Origin of the sequence: Virgibacillus necropolis, assembly GCF_044793635.1 — a bacterium.
Taxonomy (GTDB): Bacteria; Bacillota; Bacilli; order Bacillales; family Amphibacillaceae; genus Virgibacillus_F; species Virgibacillus_F necropolis_A.
On record NZ_CP084992.1, the window covers coordinates 3362096 to 3385821 of the forward strand.

A 23726-nucleotide genomic window follows, 5' to 3' on the forward strand; every position below is an offset into this window, starting at 1 on the left:
AATTGACTTAACTTGTCATAGCGCTAGTCCTAACTCAGTCAACGGAATCCTAATATCATCCCCAACTTCAAGAATGGTATCTTTTCTATCCTTAATCGGTGCAAAAATTATGATGTACTCGTCAGGAACGCCCTCTATTTCACCTTTACTAAAAATCGGAACAACTTTTTCACCATTCACCGGCTGATTAGTAAGGGTTAGCGGAGGGTCTGATTCCAGTGTTGCCATTCGTAAGGTAGCATTGTTTGATACTTCGGCTGAAGGAAGCGGTCGTCGATAAGTGCGATAGTGCCGCGGTCTGTGTCGGTGCGGATGAGTCTGCCGCCAGCCTGCAGCACTTTGTTCATGCCAGGGTAGACGTATGCATAATCATAGCCATGATGTCCGTTTGCTTGGAAGTAATCTTTGATAATATCACGTTCCAAGCCGATTTGGGGCAGCCCCACGCCGATGATAATCACGCCTTGCAGCCGGTTTCCTTTCAAATCAACACCTTCAGAAAAAATACCTCCAAGCACAGCGAACCCAACGAGACGCTCCTGTTGATCATCTTTTTCCTCAAATGCTTCCAGAAAGACTTCTTTATCAATCTCCGTCATCTGTCCATTCTGTACAATGGTCTGCACTTCTGGCGCAGCTACGGCAAATCGCTCATACACCATCTGCATGTATTTATAAGATGAAAAGAATACTAGGAAATTTCCCTGCCGTTTTGTCAGTAAATCCGTGATAAAAGCAACCATCTTGTCTAGCGTGCGTTCTCTGTCACGAAACCTTGTCGATAGTGGCTGGATGATCACTTCAGCATTCTCCCGCTCAAAAGGTGAAGGGATGGATAGAACATAATCCTCTACCAGGCCTCCAAGCAAATCCATATAATAACCAGCGGGGGTCAGCGTTGCTGAAAAAAATATTTTCGATCGGAAGCCTTTTCCCATACGTTTGAGCTGATGGGATGGATCGAGGCAAAACAGTTTCAACACAATATCATCGCCATCGACTGTCAAGTAGCTGGTAAATCGTTTATCATACAAATCCGCGATTTTTACAAATGATTGTGCCGCAAAATATGTATTCAATAACAACTCATCAGCATCACCCCCGCGCACCAGTTCTTCTTCAGCATCGTAAGCGAATGCGTCAACCGCACGCACAAGTTTTCTATCCAGTTCTGTATCAATCATCTGGTTCTGTTTCTTTTTGGCAAGCAGATGATCATTTACAGCCTTAGCCGATTTGGCAATAAACTCCTTACTTCCTTTATATTCCTTATATACGGCAAGAAAGTCCGCTTTGTTTACCGTTGCAGAATACATCTCCCTCGCACGGTCCACAAGGTTATGCGCCTCATCTATTAGCAGTGCTGTCTTTTTCTTCTGTTCTTCAAATAGCCGCTGCAAGGAAACCCTTGGATCGAAAATATAATTATAATCACAGATAACTACATCCGCCGCATACGCTAGATCCAGTGAAAATTCAAACGGACAAACCGTGTGCTTGCGGGCATACGCTTCAATCACGGGCCTTGTTAGTAGGGATTCGTGCTGCAAGATATCTAAAACAGCCCCGTTGATGCGGTCATAATAGCCGTTAGCAAATGGACATTCCGCTTTATCACAGTTCACTTCATCCTGAAAACAGATTTTATGCTTAGCTGTAATCGTCACAACCGTTAATTGGAGTCCTTTTTCCTGCAGAATCCGGAAAGTTTCTTCAGCTGCAGTACGGGTGATTGTCTTGGCGGTCAAATAAAAAATCCGCTCCAGGTGCCCTTCGCTAATCGCCTTTACAGCCGGGAAAATAGTTGAAATCGTTTTGCCAATACCAGTCGACGCCTTGGCAAACAGTGTTTTTTTCTCCTGAATCGTTTTATATACGGCGCCAGCAAGTTTACGCTGACCCTCGCGGTAATTGTCAAAGGGGAACATCAATTCTTTTGTGCTTACATTCCTTTTTTCCAGCAGTTTCATTCGCAATCTGGCGTAAGGCACATATTGGGAAATCATATCCATCATGAAGTCAGCCAATTCCTGGCGTGTCATTTTTCGCTGAAACTTTTTTTGTTGTTCTGACTGGACTTGTACATATGTCAACTGGATTGTGATGTTTTCTAGCTCGTTATCAGTAGTATAGATATAACCGTACACACAAGCCTGGGCCCAGTGCACGGGATACGTTTCCTCTGTGATCAGATCCAATGGTCCGGATGTGGATTTGATTTCATCAATAACAATGGAGGAACCGTCGTCATTTTTCAGTAGCCCATCACAGCGCCCGTCTATTTGAAATGTGATATCGTCAGAAGCAACTTCCGTTTGCAAATAGACTTCTTTCTGATCATTCTTCCCATAGGTTTTCTGGATTTTCTGATGTGCTTTGGTACCATCAAGCAGTGGTGCCGTCGAACGAAAGCCGGTTTCGATACTGCCACTTTGAAATGCATATTCCACAAGTCTCCTGGCAGACAGATGGAAGTGTTTCGGGCTTTCTGTTTTTTGTTTATTCATATCGAATTTTCATTCCCCATTTTTTAAAAGCTAGATATATTTTGTGCCGGAAATTCATTTGTTTCCATAATACAAGTATAATATGTTTAGAGATATTTTTCACGTGAACGGGAACGTTTGTTTTGAAATTACAGTTAAGATGGCTTACTCTTTTTTTTAATAGTTAGTGTCTTTTACTGCAGGGTCAGGTTTCTAGCGTTTGTTGAACATCAAAAGCCTAATTTCTCACGAAAAATTCGGAGGAATTAGGCTTTTGATCTTTCAAAATCCATAAAAGTGTAAATTCGCACGTAGATGCCATTAATTTTAAAATAATTCACTTTTCTTAATTGTTATCATCTCCTATCTGTGATAAGATACTTTTGATATTGAAAATCATTATCAATTACTGCGGACAGATTAAAATCTAAACGTAATTACTTATTATGTGTTTGGTACCCTGTTTTAGAAAAAAGATTAATTGCATTAGTGAAGTTTCAGAAAGAATAAATATCTAAAAGGAAAGGGGTATATAAATGGATACACAGGAATTGTATGACCTCACCATTATAGGAAGTGGTCCCGCGGGATTATACTCTACGTTTTATAGCGGGCTAAGATCTATGAAAACGAAACTCATTGAATTTCAGCCAAAATTAGGAGGGAAAATACATGTTTACCCACAAAAAATGATTTGGGATATCGGCGGACTAACTCCTATTACAGGTGAAAAACTCATTGAGCAATTAGTCACTCAAGGATCAACATTCGATCCGACCGTAATATTGAATGAAAAAGTAGTGAAAATCGAGCAAAATGAAGATAAAATCTTTATGCTGCATTGTGAATCTGGGCAGATACATTTCTCAAAAACAGTTATCGTAGCCATCGGCGCGGGGATTTTGAAGCCACAGAAGCTTGATATTGATGGTGCGGATCGATTTGAGGCTTCCAATTTACATTACATAGTCAAATCCTTGAAAAAGTTCAAAGATAAAACTGTCATTATTTCAGGTGGTGGTAATTCAGCAGTTGATTGGGCTATTGAATTATTACCCTTTGCCAAACAAGTGTATCTTACCCATAGAAAGGATTCTTTGAATGGTCATGAAGCCCAGGTTGCACTACTTAATAGTAGTTCGGCCAAGTGCTTTTATAATACTTCCATAACCGAATTGAATGGTTGTGATAACCAGGACTCTATCCAAAGTGTAGAATTAACGAACCACCATACTGGTGAAGTGACTAATCTGAACATCGATGAGGTAATAATCAACCATGGTTATGAACGTGATGCTGAATTATTAAATGATTGTAGCTTAGATATTAAAAGAGTAAATGATTACTATATTGAAGGTGATTCAAAAAGTCAATCCTCTGTGGATGGCTTGTATGCAGCAGGTGATATCCTTATGTACGATGGTAAAGTCCACCTAATAGCTGGAGCATTTCAAGATGCTGTTAACGCTGTAAACAAAGCAAAACAATTTGTTCAACCAGATGCTAATCAGATAGGTATGGTGTCCTCCCATAATGAAATTTTTAAGCAGAGGAACAAAGAATTGCAGTTAGAAAATTAATGGTATAAAACCATCAGTCCACTGAAATACCTGAGAATTATTTGTACAGGTAAAATAATAAAAAACCGTACATCGCAATTAACTCCATTAAATTTCATTGACAATGTGGCAATGTGAATCTATCATTGATAATGATAATCGTTATCATTTGAAAAAGGAGATGGTAATAGATCCTGTGAAACAACTCTCAACATATTCACAGGGAAGCTGAATATCATCAAAGGCAGTTAGTCAGCAATACAAAAATTATAATTTATAAAAAGGATGGAAATGCAAATGAATGCAAAACGAAGAATTTCATTAACAGCTTTATTTATTTTGTCTATGACCATAATATTATTTGGTTGCTCAGCTCAGGAATCCAATTCAACTGCGGATGAGAATGCATCGTCAAGTACGGAAAAGACTGATACAGAATCATCTTCTTCCAAAGAAAAGAGCTCTAAATATCCGATTGTAATCGAGCATGCTTTTGGCGAATCAGTAATTGAAAGCAAACCTGAACGAGTTGCCACCATTCAATGGGCAAATCACGATGTTGCTCTCGCTCTCGGAGTTGTGCCTGTGGGCTTCTCGGCAGCGAATTACGGCGTTCAGGATGACAGCGGAATGTTGCCTTGGACAGCTGAAAAGCTCAAGGAACTTGGCGTAGATGATCCAAATATTTTTCAAGATACAGACGGCCTTGATTTTGAGGCGATTTCAGATACAAACCCAGATGTAATTCTTGCAGCTTACTCCGGTATCACACAAGAAGACTATGATATTCTTAGTCAAATCGCTCCTGTTGTGGCCTATCAGACCAGTCCTTGGGTAACCACATGGCGTGAGCAAGTTATTTTAAATGCAACAGGTATGGGCATGAAGGCTGAGGGAGAACAACTAATTAAGGATACCGAGAATCTGATTAAGGAAAAAGCAAGCGAATATCCTGAGATGCAGGGAAAAAAGGTTGTCTGGGCCAACTTCTCAGCTAAAGATATGTCTGAAATACATGTTTATACTCCTGCAGACCCTCGCGGCGCATTTCTGATGGAGCTAGGAATGGAGTATCCTGAAAGTGTTACGAACGAGATTACGGATTCCACTAGCTATTCAATGACATTAAGTGCTGAGAATGCTGACATACTTAACGATGCTGATATACTAATTGGGTATGGTGATGAAAGTTTATATGAGGCAGTTAAAGCAGATCCCCTGCTTGGCAAAATTCCAGCAATCCAACGAGGCTCTGTTGTGTTTATTGGTAACGGTACACCTTTGGCGGCAGCTGGAAACCCTAATCCGCTCTCTATAGCTTATACCATTGATGAGTACCTGGAGTTAATTGGAGGAGCTATTGAAAAGTTAGATGAATAGTTCACTAGATTCAAAAAACAACCAGTTAAACATACATAAACCGAGAAATATAACGGCGGTACTGGTCGTTTGTTTGGTCTTGCTGGTCATATGTGTTTTCGTATCCTTGGTCTTTGGCTCTCGACCGGTGAGACTTAATGAACTGATAGATGGCTTATTTCACCCAGGTGTAGATTCCTTCGGGGCAAACGTGGTTCGCAAGAGAATTTCCCGAACCATATTCGGTTTATTTTGCGGTGCTGCACTTGGCGTTTCCGGAGCACTTATGCAAGCGGTCACTCGCAACCCGATTGCAGATCCAAGTATACTGGGAGTGAACACAGGCGCATCCTTGTTTGTTGTATGTGGAATTGCGTTCTTGAACATAAGTACTGCAAATCAATATATATGGCTAGCTTTAGCTGGGGCTGCGATTACTGCAGTTTTCGTATTCGGAATCGGATCTATGGGGCGTGGTGGCGCCACGCCCCTTAAACTTGTTCTGGCGGGAGCCGCCACAAGCGCTGCCCTTTCTTCTCTGATTACTGCCATAATGATTTCTCGCACTTATGTCATGGATCAATTTAGGTTTTGGCAAGTGGGAAGCGTTGGCTCAGCAACCTGGAGCTCTATTGCTACTTTCGCCCCATTTCTGATAATTGGAATACTGATAGCTATTATTTCTGCTCCTGCGCTAAATGCGCTGGCACTGGGAGACGAAATGGCGAGCGGACTGGGCGTTCGAACAGGAGTACTGAGACTTGTTGCGGCTGTTGCGGCGGTTCTTTTGTGCGGCGCAGCTACTGCCCTGGCTGGACCTATTGGTTTTATCGGGCTTTTATCAGCTCATACAATACGACTTATGCTTGGCCCCGACCTGCGTTTCGTTATACCCTTGTCAGCAATTTCAGGAGCAATTATTTTAACTGTGTCAGATGTAATTGGAAGGCTCATTGGCAACCCTGGTGAACTTGAAGTCGGTGTAGTCACAGCATTTATAGGAGCTCCGTTACTAATAATACTGGCTATGAGAATGAAAGTGCGTTCATTATGAAAAATAAATCTGTTGAATTTATTATGGCAGGCAGACGTCAAAGACACCGCCGATGGATACTTGTAACCAGCTTACTTGTGACACTTTCAATCATTTTGTGCTGCGCAATGCTCTTAATAGGGAACACCATTTATTCTGTTGAAGATGTAATTCGAGTGCTTTTGGGAGAGCAGGTCAAAGGTGTGTCTTTTGCGGTTAATACCATTAGACTACCAAGAATGCTGGCAGGTCTTTTTGCGGGATTTGCTTTTGGTCTTGCTGGAAACACCTTCCAGACGATGTTGCGTAACCCCCTTGCGAGCCCTGATATAATCGGTATTACCTCCGGGTCGAGCGTAGCGGCTGTTTTTTGCATAATCGTCCTACATACAAGCAATGCAGTTATTTCCATTGCTTCGGTGATTGCTGGCCTTGCTACAGTCACGTTAATTTATATATTATCCAGAGGAAAGTCATTTTCAGTCGGTCGTATAATCCTTATTGGAATAGGCATACAGGCCATGCTTAACGCCGTGGTATCGTACCTTCTATTGGTTGGTGCACAACAAGATCTCCCAGCAGCAATCAGATGGCTCAGTGGCAGTCTCAATGGCTCTCAAATGCACGAGCTTCCGCCTCTTGTTATAACGGTTTTGATCTTTGCTCCTATCATTATAGTGCTAAGAAAACATCTAGGTATATTGGAACTTGGAGAACATTCGGCCACTTCTCTCGGAATCAACACGAACAAGACAAGAATTGCACTTATTTTAAGTTCCGTCTGCATGATTGCTCTGGCTACAGCTACTACGGGTCCAATCGCCTTTGTTGCTTTTCTTTCAGGACCAATCGCGAAAAGACTAGTCGGAGTTGGCCTTTCAAGCGTAATTCCAGCGGGTCTTGTTGGCGTGAATTTGGTTTTGATGTCAGATCTAATCGGTCAATTTGCTTTTGAGGTTAGATATCCTGTTGGCATCGTAACTGGCATACTTGGAGCACCATATCTGATCTACTTGCTAATTCGAATGAATCGAAAGGGAGATTTATAATGAAACCGACACATGTTTTTCAAGCCGAACAAACGGTAGCAGGCTATGATAATAAAGCGGTTATCCAAGGAATAAGCCTTAGTATCCCCAGTAATAAAATAAGCGTTATTATTGGGGCAAACGCCTGCGGAAAGTCTACGCTCCTTAAAACACTGGCAAGGCTTATCAAACCAATATCTGGAAAAATCACCCTTGATGATAAGCCGCTTAGCAAAATTCCGTCAAAACAATTGGCTCGCACTTTAGGACTCCTTCCACAATCACCTATTGTCCCGGAAGGAATATCTGTCGCTGACTTAGTTGGACGAGGAAGATTTCCACACCAATCGCTGTTTAGCGGATGGACAAAAAAGGATTATGAAGCTGTTGCCGAAGCTATGGAAATTATGAATATTACTGAGCTTGCCAATCATCACATTGACGAGCTTTCAGGTGGTCAGAGGCAGCGTGTTTGGATTGCTATGGCTCTGGCTCAACAAACCGATATTTTATTTCTCGACGAACCAACAACCTTTTTGGATATCACCTATCAAGTCGAAATTCTGGACCTACTCACAGACCTTAACCGAAAATACGGAACAACGATTGTAATGGTGCTTCATGATATCAATTTGTCCGCGAGATATGCAGACAATATTTTTGCTCTTCATCAAGGAAAGCTTGTGGCAGAGGGCGATCCATCATCGGTTATTACAAGTACATTGATTAAAGGTATTTTTGGACTTCAATCCACTGTGATAAAAGATCCCATTTCGGGCTCTCCTTTTGTGGTACCAATAGGAAGACATCATGTTAATGGTGGCGTGGAATCCTTAAATCGTGACAATCTTCCAGTATCTGCTTTTACTCGATAATGCTTTTTTCCAGATTCCTGTTATCCTAGAAAGCTTGGATAGTAAGGCTACTTTTAATCATACAAAAAGAGAAGGACTTTCCCAAGTTAACGGGCAGTCCTTCTCTTTTTGTTAAAACACTCTGGTCGTCCAATCTTCACAATTCCAAACGTCTGTCACGATGTCTTGATAAAATTCTGGCTCGTGTGAGATTAGTAGTACACTGCCATTATAACCTTTCAACGCAAGTTTAAGTTCTGCTTTTGCGTCAACGTCCAGGTGGTTGGTTGGCTCATCAAGTATGAGCAGATTGGTCTCTTTGTTTAATAATTTACAAAGGCGGACTTTTGCTTTTTCGCCTCCGCTCAATACGCGAACTTTACTTTCAATATGCTTCTTGGTGAGGCCACATTGGGCTAAGGAACGACGCACCTCTTGTTGAGTGAGGTGAGGGAATTCATCCCACATTTCTTCAATACATGTTCCGTTGGTTGTTTCTTTTAGTTCTTGTTCAAAATAACCGATATGAAGGTGCTCACCCAGCATAACAGAGCCAGAAACCGGCTTAATTTCTCCGAGAATACTTCGTAATAGGGTGGTTTTCCCGATTCCGTTTGCCCCTGATAATGCTAGCTTTTGGCCACGTTCCATGACCAGATTAAGTTTTCTTGATAGTGGCTCCTCATATCCAATGACGAGTTCGTTTGTCTCGAACAAATACCTTCCAGCTGTCCGTGCTTCGTTGAAACGAAATTTAGGTTTTGGTTTTTCCGAATCTAATTCGATGACATCCATCTTATCGAGCTTCTTTTGACGTGACGTCGCCATTTTACTCGTTGCCGCATTTGCCTTATTTTTTGCAACAAAAGTTTTTAAACTGGCGATTTCCTTTTGTTGCTTCTTAAATGCGGATTCAAGTTGTTGTTTTTTCATATCATAAACACGAAGAAATTCATTATGATCCCCTGGGTAACGGGTCAGCTCCTGGTTCTCCATATGATAGATCAAATTTACAACGCTATTTAAAAACGGTATGTCATGTGAGATAAGAATGAATGCATTTTCGTATTCTAGTAAATATTTCTTTAACCATTCGATATGCTCTACATCAAGGTAGTTGGTCGGTTCATCGAGTAGCAAAATATCAGGTTTCTCTAAAAGGAGTTTGGCAAGCAGGACTTTCGTGCGTTGGCCACCACTCAAATCGTGAACACCACGCTCTAAACCAATTTCGTCCAGACCAAGTCCATTGGCAACTTCGTCAACTTTAGCATCGATGGTGTAAAAATCATTGTTTGTTAAGGCATCTTGAAGCCGACCAGTTTCTTCAAGTAATTCTTCAAGTTCCTCAGGCCCGACTTCCCCCATTTTTGCAAAAAGTTCGTTCATTTCTGTTTCCATATCAAATAGATATTTGAAAGCCGTCCGGAGTACGTCGCGCATTGTCATGCCCTGGCTAAGATCGGCGTGCTGGTCTAAGTAACCGATGCGTACGCGTTTGGACCACATGATTGTCCCCGCATCAGGCTCTAATTTACCCGTAATGATATTCATAAAAGAGGACTTACCTTCACCGTTGGCACCAATAAGCCCAATATGTTCACCCTTTAATAAACGAAAAGAAACGTCTTCGAAAATAGCTCGATCTCCGAAGCCGTGGGTTAAATCTTTAACTGTTAGTAAACTCATGTAAAACACCTTTTCTTTCGATAGTTTTCGCATACCTATTATAAAGGTCTTTGGTGAAAAGTGATAGGGTAAGTGACGATAAATAAAAATTGAAGTAGCTTTTTTATCAAAACGTGTGACACCGGGTTCCAAGAAAAGATTACCAGTTCATACCATTAAAGTACGAGCTGAGGGAATCGTGACCGATTATCCAACCAAAACGAAATTGATTTGTTTGCATAAAGAGGTTTTATTAAAACTCACTTATTTACTTACAGAAAGATGTATAGCCTTATTGTTAGAGTGAAGGTAGACATAAGAAAGGAAGACGGGGTGAAGAGAATGCCTAGAAAGGGGGGGTTCTAGTATGAAGCATCTTAAATAAACAATGTTAATTCATTATTACTTTGGTAAACTAGGTAATATAAACTATATGAGGGGGAATTTGAATGGAAACTTATAAAGATAAGTGGTGGTATTCTACTATTACAATTTTTGTGATTTCAATTTTTAGTTTTTTGATTATACCAGCGATATTAGCAATTGTTTTATTGATTATACAAATGAGGAACAGAAAGAAATTTTATGAAACGTTCAAGAGTGATGAATTGCTAAATATGCCGATTAGGGATAAAGAGGAGAAACTTGCAAAGCTCCAAACCGACATCGGGAACAATAATAAATTAATAGAAGAAAATGAAACTGTAATTAACAATCAAGATAAATTTATTAATAATTTAAAAGCTGATTTTGAAACAAAAATGGAAGTGGAACGAAATACTATACTGGAAAGTGCAAATATAGAAGCGGAAGAAATAACTAAAGAAGCAAATGAGAGTATAACTAGCATAGTATCAAAAGTGTCGGAATACAAAAGCGAAATAGAACAACTTTCTGAGGAACATGCACAATTAATAAAAGAAGTAAACAGATACAAAACACAGGCAAGAAAGTTTAAATCAGATATTGTTGGTTTAAAAAACTTTGAAGAAAGATTCCCCCACACAATTGATTTTGAGGCTGTTGGTCACAAAATGGAGCAACTAAACAATGAGCTTAATGAGGAAACACTTCTTGGCACCATAATAAAATTGCATCTGCATTCCGATAATTCTAAGGAATTAAGAAAGCTGTCCAATGCCACTAATAAAGAAATTAAAAACGTATTAAGCAAATATGAAAATAGATATACTACAAAAGGTAATAAAGCTATTTATAATTTGATGGTCATTGGATTGCAAGCAGAGGTGCAAATTCTATTATTGCAATTAAAATACAACAAGATAGATGAGTCTGTTCAATCTGTCAAAGATATAATAACTAAATATTTAGCAATCTGTGCAAATGGTAATAAATCAATCCTACCTACAATTACAAAGTTCCTGACTGAAATCGAACCTTTATATATTGAATTAATTAATATTGAGTATAAATATTATACTTACCGTGAACGTGAAAAAGAGGAGCAGAAATTGATTAAAGAACAAATGAGGCAAGAGGCAGAAGAAAGAAAACAGCTTGCAGAGGAAAGGAAGAGGCTTGAGAAAGAAGAGCAGAAATTTGAAGTTGAAATTGCAAGAAACATAAAGCTTTTGGAAGAAGAAAAAGATGAAGAAAAGGTTCGTCAGTTAGAAGGAAGACTAAAAGAACTGGAGTTGCAAGTAAAGGGAATTGATGTAAAGAAAGATGAGATTGCTAGTTTGACGCTAGGTAAAGCAGGTTATGTCTACATCATTTCAAATTTAGGTTCTTTTGGAGAGAAAATGTTCAAAATCGGTATGACAAGACGAATGATTCCTCAAGATAGAATAGATGAATTAGGAGATGCTTCTGTACCATTTAAATTTGACGTACATGCAATGGTATTCAGTGACGACGCGGTTGGACTGGAAAACAAGTTGCATAAAAGATTAAACCAACAAAGGGTAAATAAAGTCAACTACCGAAAAGAATTCTTTAAGACGGATGTTAATAGCTTAAGAGATATGGTTGAAGAAATAAGCCCTACGGTGGAATTTGTTACGACCATGTTGGCAGAGGAATTTCATCAGACTCGTGCAATAGAAGAATCTGAATTAGTATCATGATCTAGAAGATTTTTAATTAGGATGGGTGCAGCCTGTCCTATATTGTTTTTTTGTTATGCCATTAACCTTAAAAAAATCCGCAAGTTGAATTGCTGCGAATATTTATAAAAACGACTATATGCCTTGTATATATAACACTTCAAGTAGAAGAAAGGAAGAACCAACATGCCAACATACAACAAACTAGTACGCGACCTCATTCCGCAAATAATTGGAAACAAAGGCTTAGAATACTCAACCAGAATTCTAGAAGACAATGAATACATAAAAGCTCTACAAACAAAACTCGATGAGGAACTACAGGAATACTTAGAAGCGGATAACGATCCAGATAGTTTAGAAGAATTAGCGGATATAATGGAGCTAATTCATGCTCTTTCTAAAACGCATGGTGCTACGATTGAACAGTTAGAAGAAATTCGTCAGCAAAAAGCAGATAAACGTGGCGGGTTCAATGATAAAGTTTTCCTAATAGAGGTTGAAGATGACTAACATTAAGCTTGTTACGGAAAATGTTCAAAAGCAGATCATTGAAGGAATTAGTACTGCATCCACGATCTACATTTTAACGTCTTTTGTTATGAAATCTGGCGTGGAGCTGCTTAGGCCATATTTAATTGATGCTGCCAAGCGGGGGGGCTGATATTAAAATCTGCACCGGTGATTATCTATTCGTCACGCAACCAGAGCCATTAAGCCGATTGTCATTCACAGAACTTGAAAATGTTGAAGTTCGTTTGTGGCGGAGTAATGGTACATCCTTTCATCCAAAAGCATACCTGTTCAATGAGGCTAACGATGGTACATTAATCGTCGGATCTTCTAATCTATCAAGGTCTGCACTCACCACAGGAGTAGAGTGGAATCTGGTAATGGAAAAGGATGCTGAAGTCGAAACATTTGATGATGCAGTGGATCGTTTTCTTAAGGTGTTTTACGATGAACAAACTGTACCGGTAAACGAGCAAACTATAAAAAAGTATGCCGATCAATACGAAGAATATCATAAAAAAAATCCCAATCTAGCAACAACCTGGGCAAAGCAGGAAGAGATAGAGTTAATGTTTCCTACTGAAGAAAAGGATCATATTGCTGATGTGGTCATTGATCCAAGTACGTCATACGATGTGAAGATTGACCCACGCCCAGCACAACAAGCGGCTTTAGAAGCGTTACAAGCTACGATAAAGAGGACTATGATAAAGCGATGATCGTAATGGCTACTGGTCTTGGGAAAACGTATTTGGCTGCATTTTTGGCGAGAAAGTTTAACCGAGTGCTATTTATTGCCCATCGTGAAGAAATTCTTTATCAAGCCAAAAAGTCATTTCAGCATGTTATGCCTGAACGTGATTATGGCATATACAATGGAAAGATAAAAGATGCACGAGCAGACAATGTTTTCGCATCTATTTATACATTAAGCATGAAAGAACACCTTCAGACTTTTCCTCCAGATTACTTTGACTTAATTGTTGTGGATGAATTCCACCATGCAGCTGCAAATTCTTACAAACGTGTATTAGATTATTTTAAGCCAAAATTTTTACTTGGAATTACTGCAACACCTGACCGAATGGATGGTAAAGATGTATATGCTATTTGTGATGGGAATGTGGCCTTCCAAATGCATTTCATTGAAGCGATTCAACATGGGTGGCTTGCACCATTTCATTACTATGGAGTCTATGATGAGACCGATTACTCCCAGATTACATGGCTTGGTACAAAATATGACCAAACTGAATTACTAGCAGCACAACTACGAGAAGACACCGCTGAAAATATGCTAAACGCATGGAAAAAGCATAAACAAACACGTACAATCGGTTTCTGTTCTTCCATTAAACAAGCTCAATTTCTATCGAATTATTTTAATCAGCAAGGCTACCATACCATTAGCCTTCACTCACAAACAGTGGATATTAGCCGTAATGCAGCTATTCAAAGGTTAGAAAGAGGAGAATTAGACGTTATTTTTACCGTAGATCTGTTCAATGAGGGTGTAGATATACCACCTGTAGATACGTTGTTATTCGCTCGGCCTACGGAATCGCTAACAGTGTTTACGCAGCAAATAGGCCGTGGACTCCGTCTTCATGAAGGAAAGGATCAGTGTACCATTATCGATTTAATCGGTAATTACCGCAATGCTGATATCAAATTAAGCTTATTTGATACGGAGAGAGATAATGAAAAAGGGAAAAAGAAGAAAGAAATATTCCCAATTGTACCAAGTCAATGTGTCATTGATCTTGATGTACAGGTAATTGATTTGTTAATAGAATTATCAAGAAAGAAACAGCCAAGAAAAGATAAACTTCTTTATGCCTACCATGCATTAAAAGAAGAACTAGGCCATCGTCCAACATATTTAGATATGCACTTATACGGAAAGACAAATGCCAGGGATTATAAACAAGAATTTAAATCTTATGCAGGGTTCTTATACTGGGCAGATGAATTAGCTGAAGATGAACAAAAGGTGTTCACTGGATATAAGGAATGGTTGGAGGAAGTAGAGAAAACTGGCATGAATAAAAGCTACAAGATGGTTTTATTGTCCTACATGTTAAGTCGTGGAGAAAAGGACTGGTATAGGTCAGTAACACCTGAAGAAGTGGCACCGTATTTCCATACCTATTTAACAGAGAAAGAGTATCGAAAGAAGGTAGATTTCTCGGACAAGACGACTAAGAGAATGTGGGAATATGACGAGCAGAAGGTTACTAGGTTAATCGCTAGAATGCCTATGACAAAATGGAGTGGTAGTTCTAAAGGGGTGACAAGGTTTGAAAATGGATTATTTGGCTTAGGATTTGATGTAAACGGTTGGGATCGTGATACCTTGTTTCGTATAACAAAGGAGATTTGTGAGTATCGGTTGCATGCTTATTTTGAGAGGAAAGAAAATAAATAATTAACGAGCGATTAAGACAAATTCAAATGAGAAATGGGGAGGCAAAAATCTCTCCATCTCTCATTCTTAATAAACAAGCGTTTAGTTCAACTCTTTTAAAATTTCATTATACAATCTTTCAAGATGTATTCTTTCATCTATGTTTGTACTTATATCTTTTAACTTGTCAAAAGCTTCAACTATTGTCATTGTGTTATCAATTCTTTCTTTTATTTCTCTAGCCTTTGATCTGGTTTCTGAACCAAGCTTTTGAGTAGAATTTAAAACCTTCTGAAAAATAAAATAGATAGAATCATCGGTTAGCGAGGTAGAGAGTTTTACATTTTTTATTAAGTTCATAGTGATTTCGCGAATTTCCCTTATTTTTGTAGTGTTGCTTAATTTTCTACTAATATTTTCAATACCATTGCTATGATTGATTTGAAAAACACTATCACTTAAACCACTGAATGACTTACCATTTTTATCTTCTAATGTATACCTAAGTTCTAATGAAAAAGTACCTTCTCTAATTTCATTGTTTGAGGTATACATACCAAAGTGTAAGTTACCAACATTAGCAATACGAATGGGATCGTTCTGTTTAAAGAAAATACTTATTTCTGAATCAGTTAAATGTGCTTCCTGCAAGCATATCGAAGTGTTATATTCTTTAGCATAATGATGCAAGGAGTATAATGTAAGGTAAAGTGCAAGGTTATTATCATAGTTATTGTATCTGGTTGACGTTAGACCACGGAGTAACATTTTATTTTCTTTTTTTAGAAATCTATACTGTCTTTTAGTTTCAGGTAATTCGTCTATTAACTTACTAATGTTATCATTAAGAAGGTCTGTATAAGAGTTTTTAATGCAAAATTTAGAAAACCTCCCCATTTCAAAGAGACTATCTAAAAAATCATATGTGAAATCATATATTCCTGTACCATTGAACGGCTCACCGTATTCTTCATTTTTAAATCTTAAAATTATTTCCTTTTCATCTGTGAGCCCAACATATTCTATATCTTTTAGGGCTTCAGTGAAATCCATTTTAACGTCGCTTATTTTCTCAAAGGCTTTTAACAAGTCGTCCGATCCGTCTACCAACACTTCGTCTGTAGATTCACCAAATGTATTCAATGGGAAAGAGTCTAAAATTTCAAGGTCTATTTTACGGTCCTTTCTTATTAAAGAATTTAGTTTTTCAACCTTTACTCTTTCGTTTGTTATGTTGCCAAATACCTTTAATTGAGAAATATGATTATTCAATAACATCCGCTCCTTGGTAGTATAATATAACTAGATATAGTATGATATATTCTAATAACTTTGTCAATTAGCACTATTTAGGTTAAATTTAGTTAACTAAATTTCATTTACAAATTTGTAAAGATAAATAATAATAGAAGAAGAAATTCTGGGGGTATTATATTGATTATATACGAGGCCACAAAAGTAGAATTCCTACAAGATGTTTTTCGAGATGAGTTAACTAATAATATTATCAACAACTATAAAGCTAGAATTGGAAATGTAAACAAAGCTGAAGTTAGGTCTTGGGATAACTCTATGCAATATATGTATAGGGTTCTTATGGATAGTGAAATACCAGAAGATGCTGGTGTGGCAATAGAATTTAAGATTCCATATACTTCACGTAGAGTTGATTTTCTGATTTCAGGGAAACAGTCTGATCAGGATTCTGTTGTGATCATTGAATTAAAACAGTGGGACATGGTAGAGAAGATTGTTGGTAAAGAAGCCATTGTGAAAACACCGATGCGAAATGGTCTAATTGAAACCACACACCCATCCTACCAAGCATGGTCTTATGCATCTCTGATTAAAGATTATAATGAAACTGTGCAAAATGAAAATATTAATTTATATCCTTGTGCATATTTACATAACTACATTTTAAATGATAAGGAAGATGCACTAACAGATAGTGTATATACCTACTACATAGACCAAGCACCGGTTTTTGCTAAAGGAAATGCGGGAAAGCTGAGAGAATTTATTAGACGACATATCAAATACGGTGATAACAAGGAAAACATATATAAAATAGAAAAAGGAAAAATAAGGCCATCCAAATCGCTGCAAGATACTTTAAATGCAATGTTAAAAGGTAATCAGGAATTCATTATGATTGATGATCAGAAAGTCGTTTATGAAAATGCATTACAACTAGCAAGTGATGCTGTACGTACGAATACAAATCAAGTTCTTGTAGTTGAAGGTGGCCCAGGTACAGGTAAATCAGTATTACCAGTTAATCTATTAGTAGAACTTACATCCAGAAGTTTAGTAACACAATATGTAACAAAAAACTCTGCCCCACGAAATGTTTACGCAAATAAATTAAAACAGGATTACAAGAAAACCCAGATTGATAACTTGTTTAAAGGTTCAGGTAGCTATGTGGATGCTCCCAAAGATGAGTTTGATGTACTAGTAGTTGATGAGGCGCACCGTTTAAATGAGAAATCGGGATTATTTCAAAACCTGGGTGAAAATCAAATTAAAGAACTTATTCATGCATCTAAAACTACCATTTTCTTTATTGATGAACATCAAAAAGTAACAATGAAGGATATAGGGAATATGGATTTGATTGAACAATTTACAAAAGAAACTGGTGGGACCCTCCATAAGATGAAACTAGAATCGCAGTTCAGGTGCAATGGTTCCGACGGCTATCTAGCATGGCTTGATGATGTTCTTAAGATAAGAGAAACAGCAAATGTTGATTCAATGGGAAAAGATTATGATTTTAGGGTTTATGAAGATCCAAATGAACTTCGGGCTGAAATTGAGCGATTAAATGGAGAGAATAATAAATCGAGATTAGTTGCCGGTTATTGCTGGGAGTGGAAGAAAGCTGACAGACCAAATTCAGAAGCTCATGACATTGTCATTCCGGAATATGATTTTAGTATAAGTTGGAATCTCGATAACACAAATACGTGGGCAATTGACGACTCTTCGGTGGAAGAGGCCGGATGTATACATACGTGCCAAGGGCTGGAATTTGATTATGTCGGAGTTATAATTGGTGATGATTTAATTTATAGGAACGAGTCTGTTAATACTGATCACACTAAACGAGCCAAAAGTGACCAATCCTTAAAAGGAATAAAAAAGATGTTTAAAGAAGATCCCGACCGCGCAGGAAAGCTTGCAGATGATATTATACGTAACACCTATCGTACCCTTATGACTCGAGGGCAAAAAGGTTGTTTCATCTATTGTACTGATAAAGAACTAGAGAAGTATTTTAAACAAAGGCTAGAGAATATAAGTAGCCAATACGTTTCTTCTGAATTCTTTACTAGGGATTTGAGAGTTGCGGAGGATGAGGTTGAATATTAATTTGTTGCAATAAACTTAGCACTACTTAACCATTGTGTGCATGCCAACATGTTTGGGGCGTCTCCTATATTAGTAAAAGCCATAGTGTACAGGAAGTTGATTGAAACTTGTACATTATGGCTATTTCTATTTTTCGTAGTTACTTTTTATTCCTGCAAGGCCTCCAGGATCTGCTCCCGAACTTCACTATTCCTCAACTTTTTCCGAACCTGCTTTGACCAGCCCTTCACAGTATCGACGGTGGTATTTTCTTGAATGGCAAGATCCTTTAATGGCATACCTTCAATCACGGCATAATAAAGCCATTTCCATTGATTTGCTGTTAACTGGGATTTAACTTGTTTACAAAATAAAGGGTTGTCCAATAAAGTAGGATTGTCCAGACTTGAGGATGGAGTTGCAGCTATTTCTGTAGTATTTTTTTGAAGATATGTTTGAATTTTTTCTGTGAAACGGCTTTGTTTGCGGAGTAGATCAATAAGGCGGTTGCGGATTGTGTAGTTAAAATAGGTAGATAGCGGTCCTTTGTCAGGATTGTAGGTTTCATAAGCATTCCACATGGCACAGAGACCTTCCTGAAAGTATTCCTGGTGTGGGTCATGAAGGTTCAGTTTATGAATCTGGTAATGAATACGTCGCTCGTTTTGCTGGAAAATTTCTTCGAATGTGTATGGTGTTGTCATGGTATGACTCCTTTTAGGGTGTGATAAAGGAGGAAGTGTTGGAAGGTGCAGTATAGAAGGTTGGGGACGGGATTAGGCTTGGTTTTCTTTGTAGAGTTGTTTAATTTCCTCAATAAAATCATTGGGAATATCTAAGATTGCAGCCATTTTTATAAATATAGTAAGTGTTGTATCATTTTCGCCACGTTCAATGCGACCAAGGTGATTCGTACTTATATTCATTCTCTCTGCTAGTGTTTCGATAGTGAGTGACTTGTCTTTTCGATATTTTCTTAGATGCTGTCCTATCAGTTGTTGAAACTGCTTATCCTCCACACGAATCCCCCTTTTCAGAATTATTATCCTTTCAAGGGGGACAAAGGTACACAACATATATGTTGTGTTTTGTAAAAGTAGAAAATTAATTTTTATTTAAATTAAAAACCGGGCACTTGGACAGTTGAGTATTGTCTATAGTGTCAGGTAATTATGGTTATTGGTGTATTTGTATGACTTACCATATTTCTACAATTTCCCCTACTTTTCTACTATATATCTGATAGAATATAATTAGGTCTTAATTATTAGAAGATTATATATACAATATAGATGGTTTAAGATTTTGAGCATTAAATTTCATATGGAACCTAATGGACTAGGGAATGGAAAACACCTGAAATGCAGATAGAAAACAGTAGAAACTTTGAATAAACGGGAATTATAGATTTAAACTAACAGAAGTTAAAGCTGTTGTAATATAGAGTGGAGGAGGTCAACTAATGATACAAACAAATAACTTAATTGAGATCAGTAACATAGAAGATTTGACAGTTAGAAGTCAGCGGGTTTTGGATGAAGTCCAGCCTGTGGTTCGCCGGTTGATGGATGCTTTTATTACTAAATTTGGGGAGTTAGATTCGTCTTTAAAACAGCTGCGTGTTCATACATATGAAAGTTCGTTGAAAACAACTATTTCTGATTCGAAAAACCCTAAATATGCACATGGAAAACAAAGTTATGGAAAAAAAGCTTTTGTAGAATTGATAAATGAGCATTATTATGAGACACCAATTGTTATTTTAAGAATAGAAATTAATTTGCACTTCAAAGAAATTAGACTTTGTATGACGTCAGATTTCTACCCTTTTATGATCTATTCAAGAAGCTCACAAGTGCACGTGCTTAAGCAAATGATTCAAGGGATGGATTCTAGTTTAGAGATTTTTACCAACGAGGATAACCGGACAGTTATAGCCCAAGATGAGTTTATTCAAACTGTTAAGGATTATATAAAGAATAAACGTAGGCCAAGTATATCTTTTGGAAAAGTTCAACCCATTGACGAGGCGACTGTTTCTGTAGATGAAATAGTAGAAGATCTTTGGGCTGTTTATCAGAAGCTTGAGCCTGTTCGACTTCTCATGGAAAAAGAAGCAATGATTCATAGCGAAGCAACACAATTTTTAAATGTGTTCAAACGGCATACGGGCCCGTTTAGTATAACTATGTATTCAAAAAGTTATCAGGTGGTCACTGATGAAGCGTTAAAAAAAGTGAAAACGAATGAATATAAACAGTCCTTTTCTATTTATGACAATGATCAGTTAATCTCAACTGGACATTTCCTATATATTTACCGGGAACCGAAAGAAGTAATTGGAGTAATCATGAATAAGAGAGGCCAGATCTACTCGAATATACGTGACATTGCAAATAGTGATGATATATATGAATGGTACAATAAGAAGTCATTTTTTCACCGAGATAAGTATAATGAACAAAATGAGAATCGGCAGTACCAGGAAAAGTCGCTTGAGGAATTGAGAAATCATGGGTTTAGATTGAATGACTCTGATGCTTTTTATGTGGGAACGTATGAAAAAGAGAACCATGCTTTTACAGAACCAGTTGAAATGATTAAGGAAAGATTAATAACTGCAAGTGCCATTTTTGCAGATATTCGAAACTTCATAACGTTTCCTAAAGAGATACAGGAAGTACCTGATAAAAATGATCCCGGTGAAGATGATGAAGTAGAATCGTTTAGCAGTTCGTTTGACTTTGCTAATATTATGGAATTTGTTGAACAAAGTGGCTTTACGTTTTCATTAGATATTATACGTGACTTTTACTTAAATTTAACAAGTCTTGATGATTAGCATTTTGTTATTTTAAATGGAATATCCGGAACTGGAAAAACACAGCTTTGTCGAGTCTTTGCTAATGCGGTTTATGGTTTGGACTACAATGAGGATCATCCTTATCTGAAAATCATACCAGTACGTCCGGATTGGACAGATGGAACCTCCTTATTTGGTTATTATAGTTCCTTTGAAAAGCAATATATGAAAACAGAATTTCTTGACATGCTATTACAGGCCACGAGTGAGAGAGATAAGCCACACTTTGTTGTTCTTGATGAGATGAATCTTGCTAGGGTGGAGTACTATTTAAGTGATTATTTAAGTGGGGTTGAATCTACTAAGCCGATTCAGCTTCATAATGTTGAAGGTGTTTCAGACGTTCCAAAGACAATCGAAATTCCACATAATTTTTATTTAGTTGGCACAATTAATACAGACGAGACAACGCATAGTATTTCTGATAAGGTACTCGACCGTTCCTTTGTGATGACGTTATCTGATGTAGACTTTGATTCATTTTGGGAAACTCTCGATACAAAAATGAAAGATGAGGTAGAAACGGAATGGCATTTCTTGCTTAAGCTTCATGAAGTACTATCTGAGTATGGACTTCACTTTGGTTATCGAACCATGAATGAGATTTTACACAAGCTTTATAAGAATAGTCAGCTCCCTGAGGAAGTCAGGATGGGTAAATGGATTGGCTTGGATCGTGTAATAAGTGAAAAAATCCTTCCGAAAATACGTGGTGATGAACGGATAGACAAATTGCTGTCTCAACTAGATTCTACGTTTTTGGCTCGATTTGGAGAAGATTCAGAATCTCTAAAGCATATTACTCGAATGAGAAAGGAACTGGACCGATATGGTGCTGCACAATTCTGGAGTTAATTTTTTTGTGTGGGATCAAGCTATCCAAAGTTGGGTGCCCTTAGAGGAAATGTTTTTAGAAGAGGCAAAATCTTATCGTTGGTACTGCAAGTCCGATGAGCCCATTCAGCTAACAATGCAAAGTGTTCCGCTTTCTATGACGAAAATACCTGATGGATGGGAAGGTGTAATTGAGATACCCTTTCAAAGTGGTATTATTCAATTTGAAATTTGTAAGGGTGAGCAACATAGTAAAGTTGAATGCTATGTTTATCCTGATGGTCGAAAAGTAACTCTACAGCAATATGAGAGACTACTACAGGAAGTAATCGAAGAGGCGATGATTTGTTTTCAACAAGGTGGGCTAGAAGTTGATGTGAGTGCAACGGGATTTGCAAGGAATTGTTCCCTGTTGCAATGGAACTATATTGAGAACAATATTACTCAGTTGCGGAGTATTTTTAGAAAAGTAGAATCTCATCCGTTACGAGTTTTGCAAAGGAAAGAGGAAATAGTAAGGCGAGAGAGGATCAAACTAATTACTCCTAGTACACTATCTTGGATGGAAAGGTATGGGGAGAGCTACGGCGGTTCCCCGTCCAGACTGCCAAGTCATCTGAAGTCCACAAGAGTGGAAGAGACCTTTAATGTGTATGAAAATCAAGTAGTATTGGCCCAACTGAATGAGCTACATAAACTATTACAGGACTACAGCAAGTCAAATCATTCGGTGATCAAGCAAAAAGCAATTCAATATTCAAATTGGGTTAGCAGATGGAAAAAATCCGACTTTTTAAATAAGGTAAAACCTCATTTTGGGTCAATCAAGACAACACAAGTTTTCCGTAAGCATCCAGTGTATCGACTATGGTTTCAATGGTTCCAAGATTTGTATAACTTTAAGGATATTATCTTTGATATAAAAGACCGATTGCCCTTAAAAGACACCTATGAATTATATGAAATATGGTGTTACATGCAGATCGTAAAGTCGCTGCGTGAATTGGATTTATTGCAAGATACAGCAGAAATTTTCACCTATCAAGACGACCATTATTTATTAAGTTTGAGTGAAAATAAACAGAGTGTTATTCATCTGATAAATGGGGCAACACTCACGTATCAAAAGATAATTCAAAATAACACCAAGCCGTATTACAGTTACACGCAGCGAATGATTCCAGATATTGTGATTGAATATAGGGAATCTTTGTACGTCCTTGATCCCAAATACCGTGTTTCCACAAACCTTTCAACGGCACTTGGAGAAATGCATAAATACAGGGATGGAATCTTACACAGAGAATCCGATCAAAAAGCGGTCAAAGAGGTGTATATCCTTACCCCACAAAGAGCTATCATGCCGGAAGAAAAAGACTATTATAATAGGGAGTTCCAGCAGAAGTATAAAATGGGTACTTTTTGTTTCACGCCTGGTGGGGATATTGGGGAATTTAATAGGTGGGTAGAAGGGTTGTTTATTTAAATATAGGAGGGAAATTATTTTGACAGGTATGAAAATTCATAAATGAATATGGTAAACGAGAGTTTGGCCATTTAATAGGAGATGAAGTTTTTCTATTTAGCAAACTGGTCAGATTGTTGGATAAGGATATAACTGTCTTTAGAATTAATTTCCCTAAACAAGACCTATATTTTGAATCTAATATGGATATTTCACGCATTATTTAATTGTTGA

Annotated in this window: 16 protein-coding genes and 1 pseudogene; 12 read left to right on the forward strand and 5 right to left on the reverse strand. The window is 37.8% G+C overall.

Annotation, left to right across the window (positions count from 1 at the left end; translation table 11 throughout):
* Window positions 1–197 precede the first annotated feature (197 nt).
* Window positions 198–2507, reverse strand: a complete 2310-nt coding sequence (locus LG329_RS16620; RefSeq protein ID WP_404451945.1) for an ATP-dependent DNA helicase — start codon at window positions 2505–2507, stop codon at window positions 198–200.
* A gap of 515 nt (window positions 2508–3022) precedes the next feature.
* Here LG329_RS16620 and LG329_RS16625 point away from each other — a divergent pair.
* The 5 genes from LG329_RS16625 (at window position 3023) to LG329_RS16645 (ending at window position 8340) form a co-directional block, all read left to right on the forward strand.
* Window positions 3023–4066: an NAD(P)/FAD-dependent oxidoreductase gene (locus tag LG329_RS16625; protein ID WP_404451946.1), complete on the forward strand. Its 1044-nt coding sequence runs from the start codon at window positions 3023–3025 to the stop codon at window positions 4064–4066.
* A 276-nt stretch (window positions 4067–4342) separates the two neighbouring features.
* On the forward strand, window positions 4343–5425 hold the full coding sequence (locus tag LG329_RS16630; protein ID WP_404451947.1) for an iron-siderophore ABC transporter substrate-binding protein: 1083 nt from the start codon (window positions 4343–4345) through the stop codon (window positions 5423–5425).
* Entirely contained in the window at window positions 5418–6458 is a 1041-nt protein-coding gene (locus LG329_RS16635) for a FecCD family ABC transporter permease (RefSeq protein ID WP_404451948.1), read from the forward strand. The genes LG329_RS16630 and LG329_RS16635 overlap by 8 nt, the downstream gene beginning before the upstream one ends.
* Entirely contained in the window at window positions 6455–7486 is a 1032-nt protein-coding gene (locus LG329_RS16640; protein WP_404451950.1) for a FecCD family ABC transporter permease, read from the forward strand. Before LG329_RS16635 ends, LG329_RS16640 begins: the two co-directional genes overlap by 4 nt.
* Complete coding sequence (locus LG329_RS16645; protein ID WP_404451951.1) at window positions 7486–8340, forward strand: ABC transporter ATP-binding protein; 855 nt, start codon at window positions 7486–7488, stop codon at window positions 8338–8340. The genes LG329_RS16640 and LG329_RS16645 overlap by 1 nt, the downstream gene beginning before the upstream one ends.
* 111 nt (window positions 8341–8451) lie before the next feature.
* Here the strand turns inward: LG329_RS16645 and LG329_RS16650 are convergent, their stop codons facing one another.
* Entirely contained in the window at window positions 8452–10008 is a 1557-nt protein-coding gene (locus LG329_RS16650) for an ABC-F family ATP-binding cassette domain-containing protein (protein ID WP_404451952.1), read from the reverse strand.
* A 428-nt stretch (window positions 10009–10436) separates the two neighbouring features.
* Between LG329_RS16650 and LG329_RS16655 the strand changes: the two genes are divergently transcribed.
* The 3 genes and pseudogenes from LG329_RS16655 (at window position 10437) to LG329_RS16665 (ending at window position 14994) form a co-directional block, all read left to right on the forward strand.
* The gene (locus tag LG329_RS16655) at window positions 10437–12074 is read left to right on the forward strand and encodes a GIY-YIG nuclease family protein (RefSeq protein WP_404451953.1); all 1638 of its coding nucleotides are present in this window, start codon (window positions 10437–10439) and stop codon (window positions 12072–12074) included.
* A gap of 165 nt (window positions 12075–12239) precedes the next feature.
* Window positions 12240–12566: a phosphoribosyl-ATP pyrophosphohydrolase gene (locus tag LG329_RS16660; protein ID WP_404451954.1), complete on the forward strand. Its 327-nt coding sequence runs from the start codon at window positions 12240–12242 to the stop codon at window positions 12564–12566.
* Window positions 12559–14994: pseudogene (locus LG329_RS16665) on the forward strand (DEAD/DEAH box helicase family protein). The gene LG329_RS16660 and the pseudogene LG329_RS16665 overlap by 8 nt, the downstream one beginning before the upstream one ends.
* Window positions 14995–15075: 81 nt before the next feature.
* Here the strand turns inward: LG329_RS16665 and LG329_RS16670 are convergent.
* Window positions 15076–16245 (reverse strand): hypothetical protein, encoded by a 1170-nt coding sequence (locus LG329_RS16670; protein ID WP_404451955.1) that lies wholly within the window; start codon window positions 16243–16245, stop codon window positions 15076–15078.
* A 162-nt stretch (window positions 16246–16407) separates the two neighbouring features.
* Here LG329_RS16670 and LG329_RS16675 point away from each other — a divergent pair, with 162 nt between their 5' ends.
* Entirely contained in the window at window positions 16408–18351 is a 1944-nt protein-coding gene (locus tag LG329_RS16675) for a DNA/RNA helicase domain-containing protein (RefSeq protein WP_404451956.1), read from the forward strand.
* Between the two features lie 146 nt (window positions 18352–18497).
* On the opposite strand, the gene LG329_RS16680 is transcribed toward LG329_RS16675, so the two are convergent.
* Window positions 18498–19034: a sigma-70 family RNA polymerase sigma factor gene (locus LG329_RS16680; protein WP_404451957.1), complete on the reverse strand. Its 537-nt coding sequence runs from the start codon at window positions 19032–19034 to the stop codon at window positions 18498–18500.
* A 72-nt stretch (window positions 19035–19106) separates the two neighbouring features.
* The gene (locus LG329_RS16685; RefSeq protein WP_404451958.1) at window positions 19107–19349 is read right to left on the reverse strand and encodes a helix-turn-helix domain-containing protein; all 243 of its coding nucleotides are present in this window, start codon (window positions 19347–19349) and stop codon (window positions 19107–19109) included.
* 443 nt (window positions 19350–19792) lie between these two features.
* On the opposite strand from LG329_RS16685, the gene LG329_RS16690 reads away from it, so the two are divergent.
* From LG329_RS16690 to LG329_RS16700, 3 genes are all read left to right on the forward strand, one after another.
* A complete protein-coding gene (locus tag LG329_RS16690; protein WP_404451959.1) occupies window positions 19793–21172 on the forward strand; it encodes a hypothetical protein in 1380 nt (459 codons plus the stop codon).
* Window positions 21173–21250: 78 nt separating this feature from the next.
* Window positions 21251–22048 carry an McrB family protein gene (locus LG329_RS16695; RefSeq protein WP_404451960.1) on the forward strand — a complete coding sequence of 266 codons (798 nt, stop codon included), beginning with the start codon at window positions 21251–21253 and terminating at the stop codon, window positions 22046–22048.
* 7 nt (window positions 22049–22055) lie between these two features.
* Window positions 22056–23513, forward strand: coding sequence for a DUF2357 domain-containing protein (locus LG329_RS16700; RefSeq protein WP_404451961.1), 1458 nt, complete (start codon window positions 22056–22058; stop codon window positions 23511–23513).
* Window positions 23514–23726: the final 213 nt, after the last annotated feature.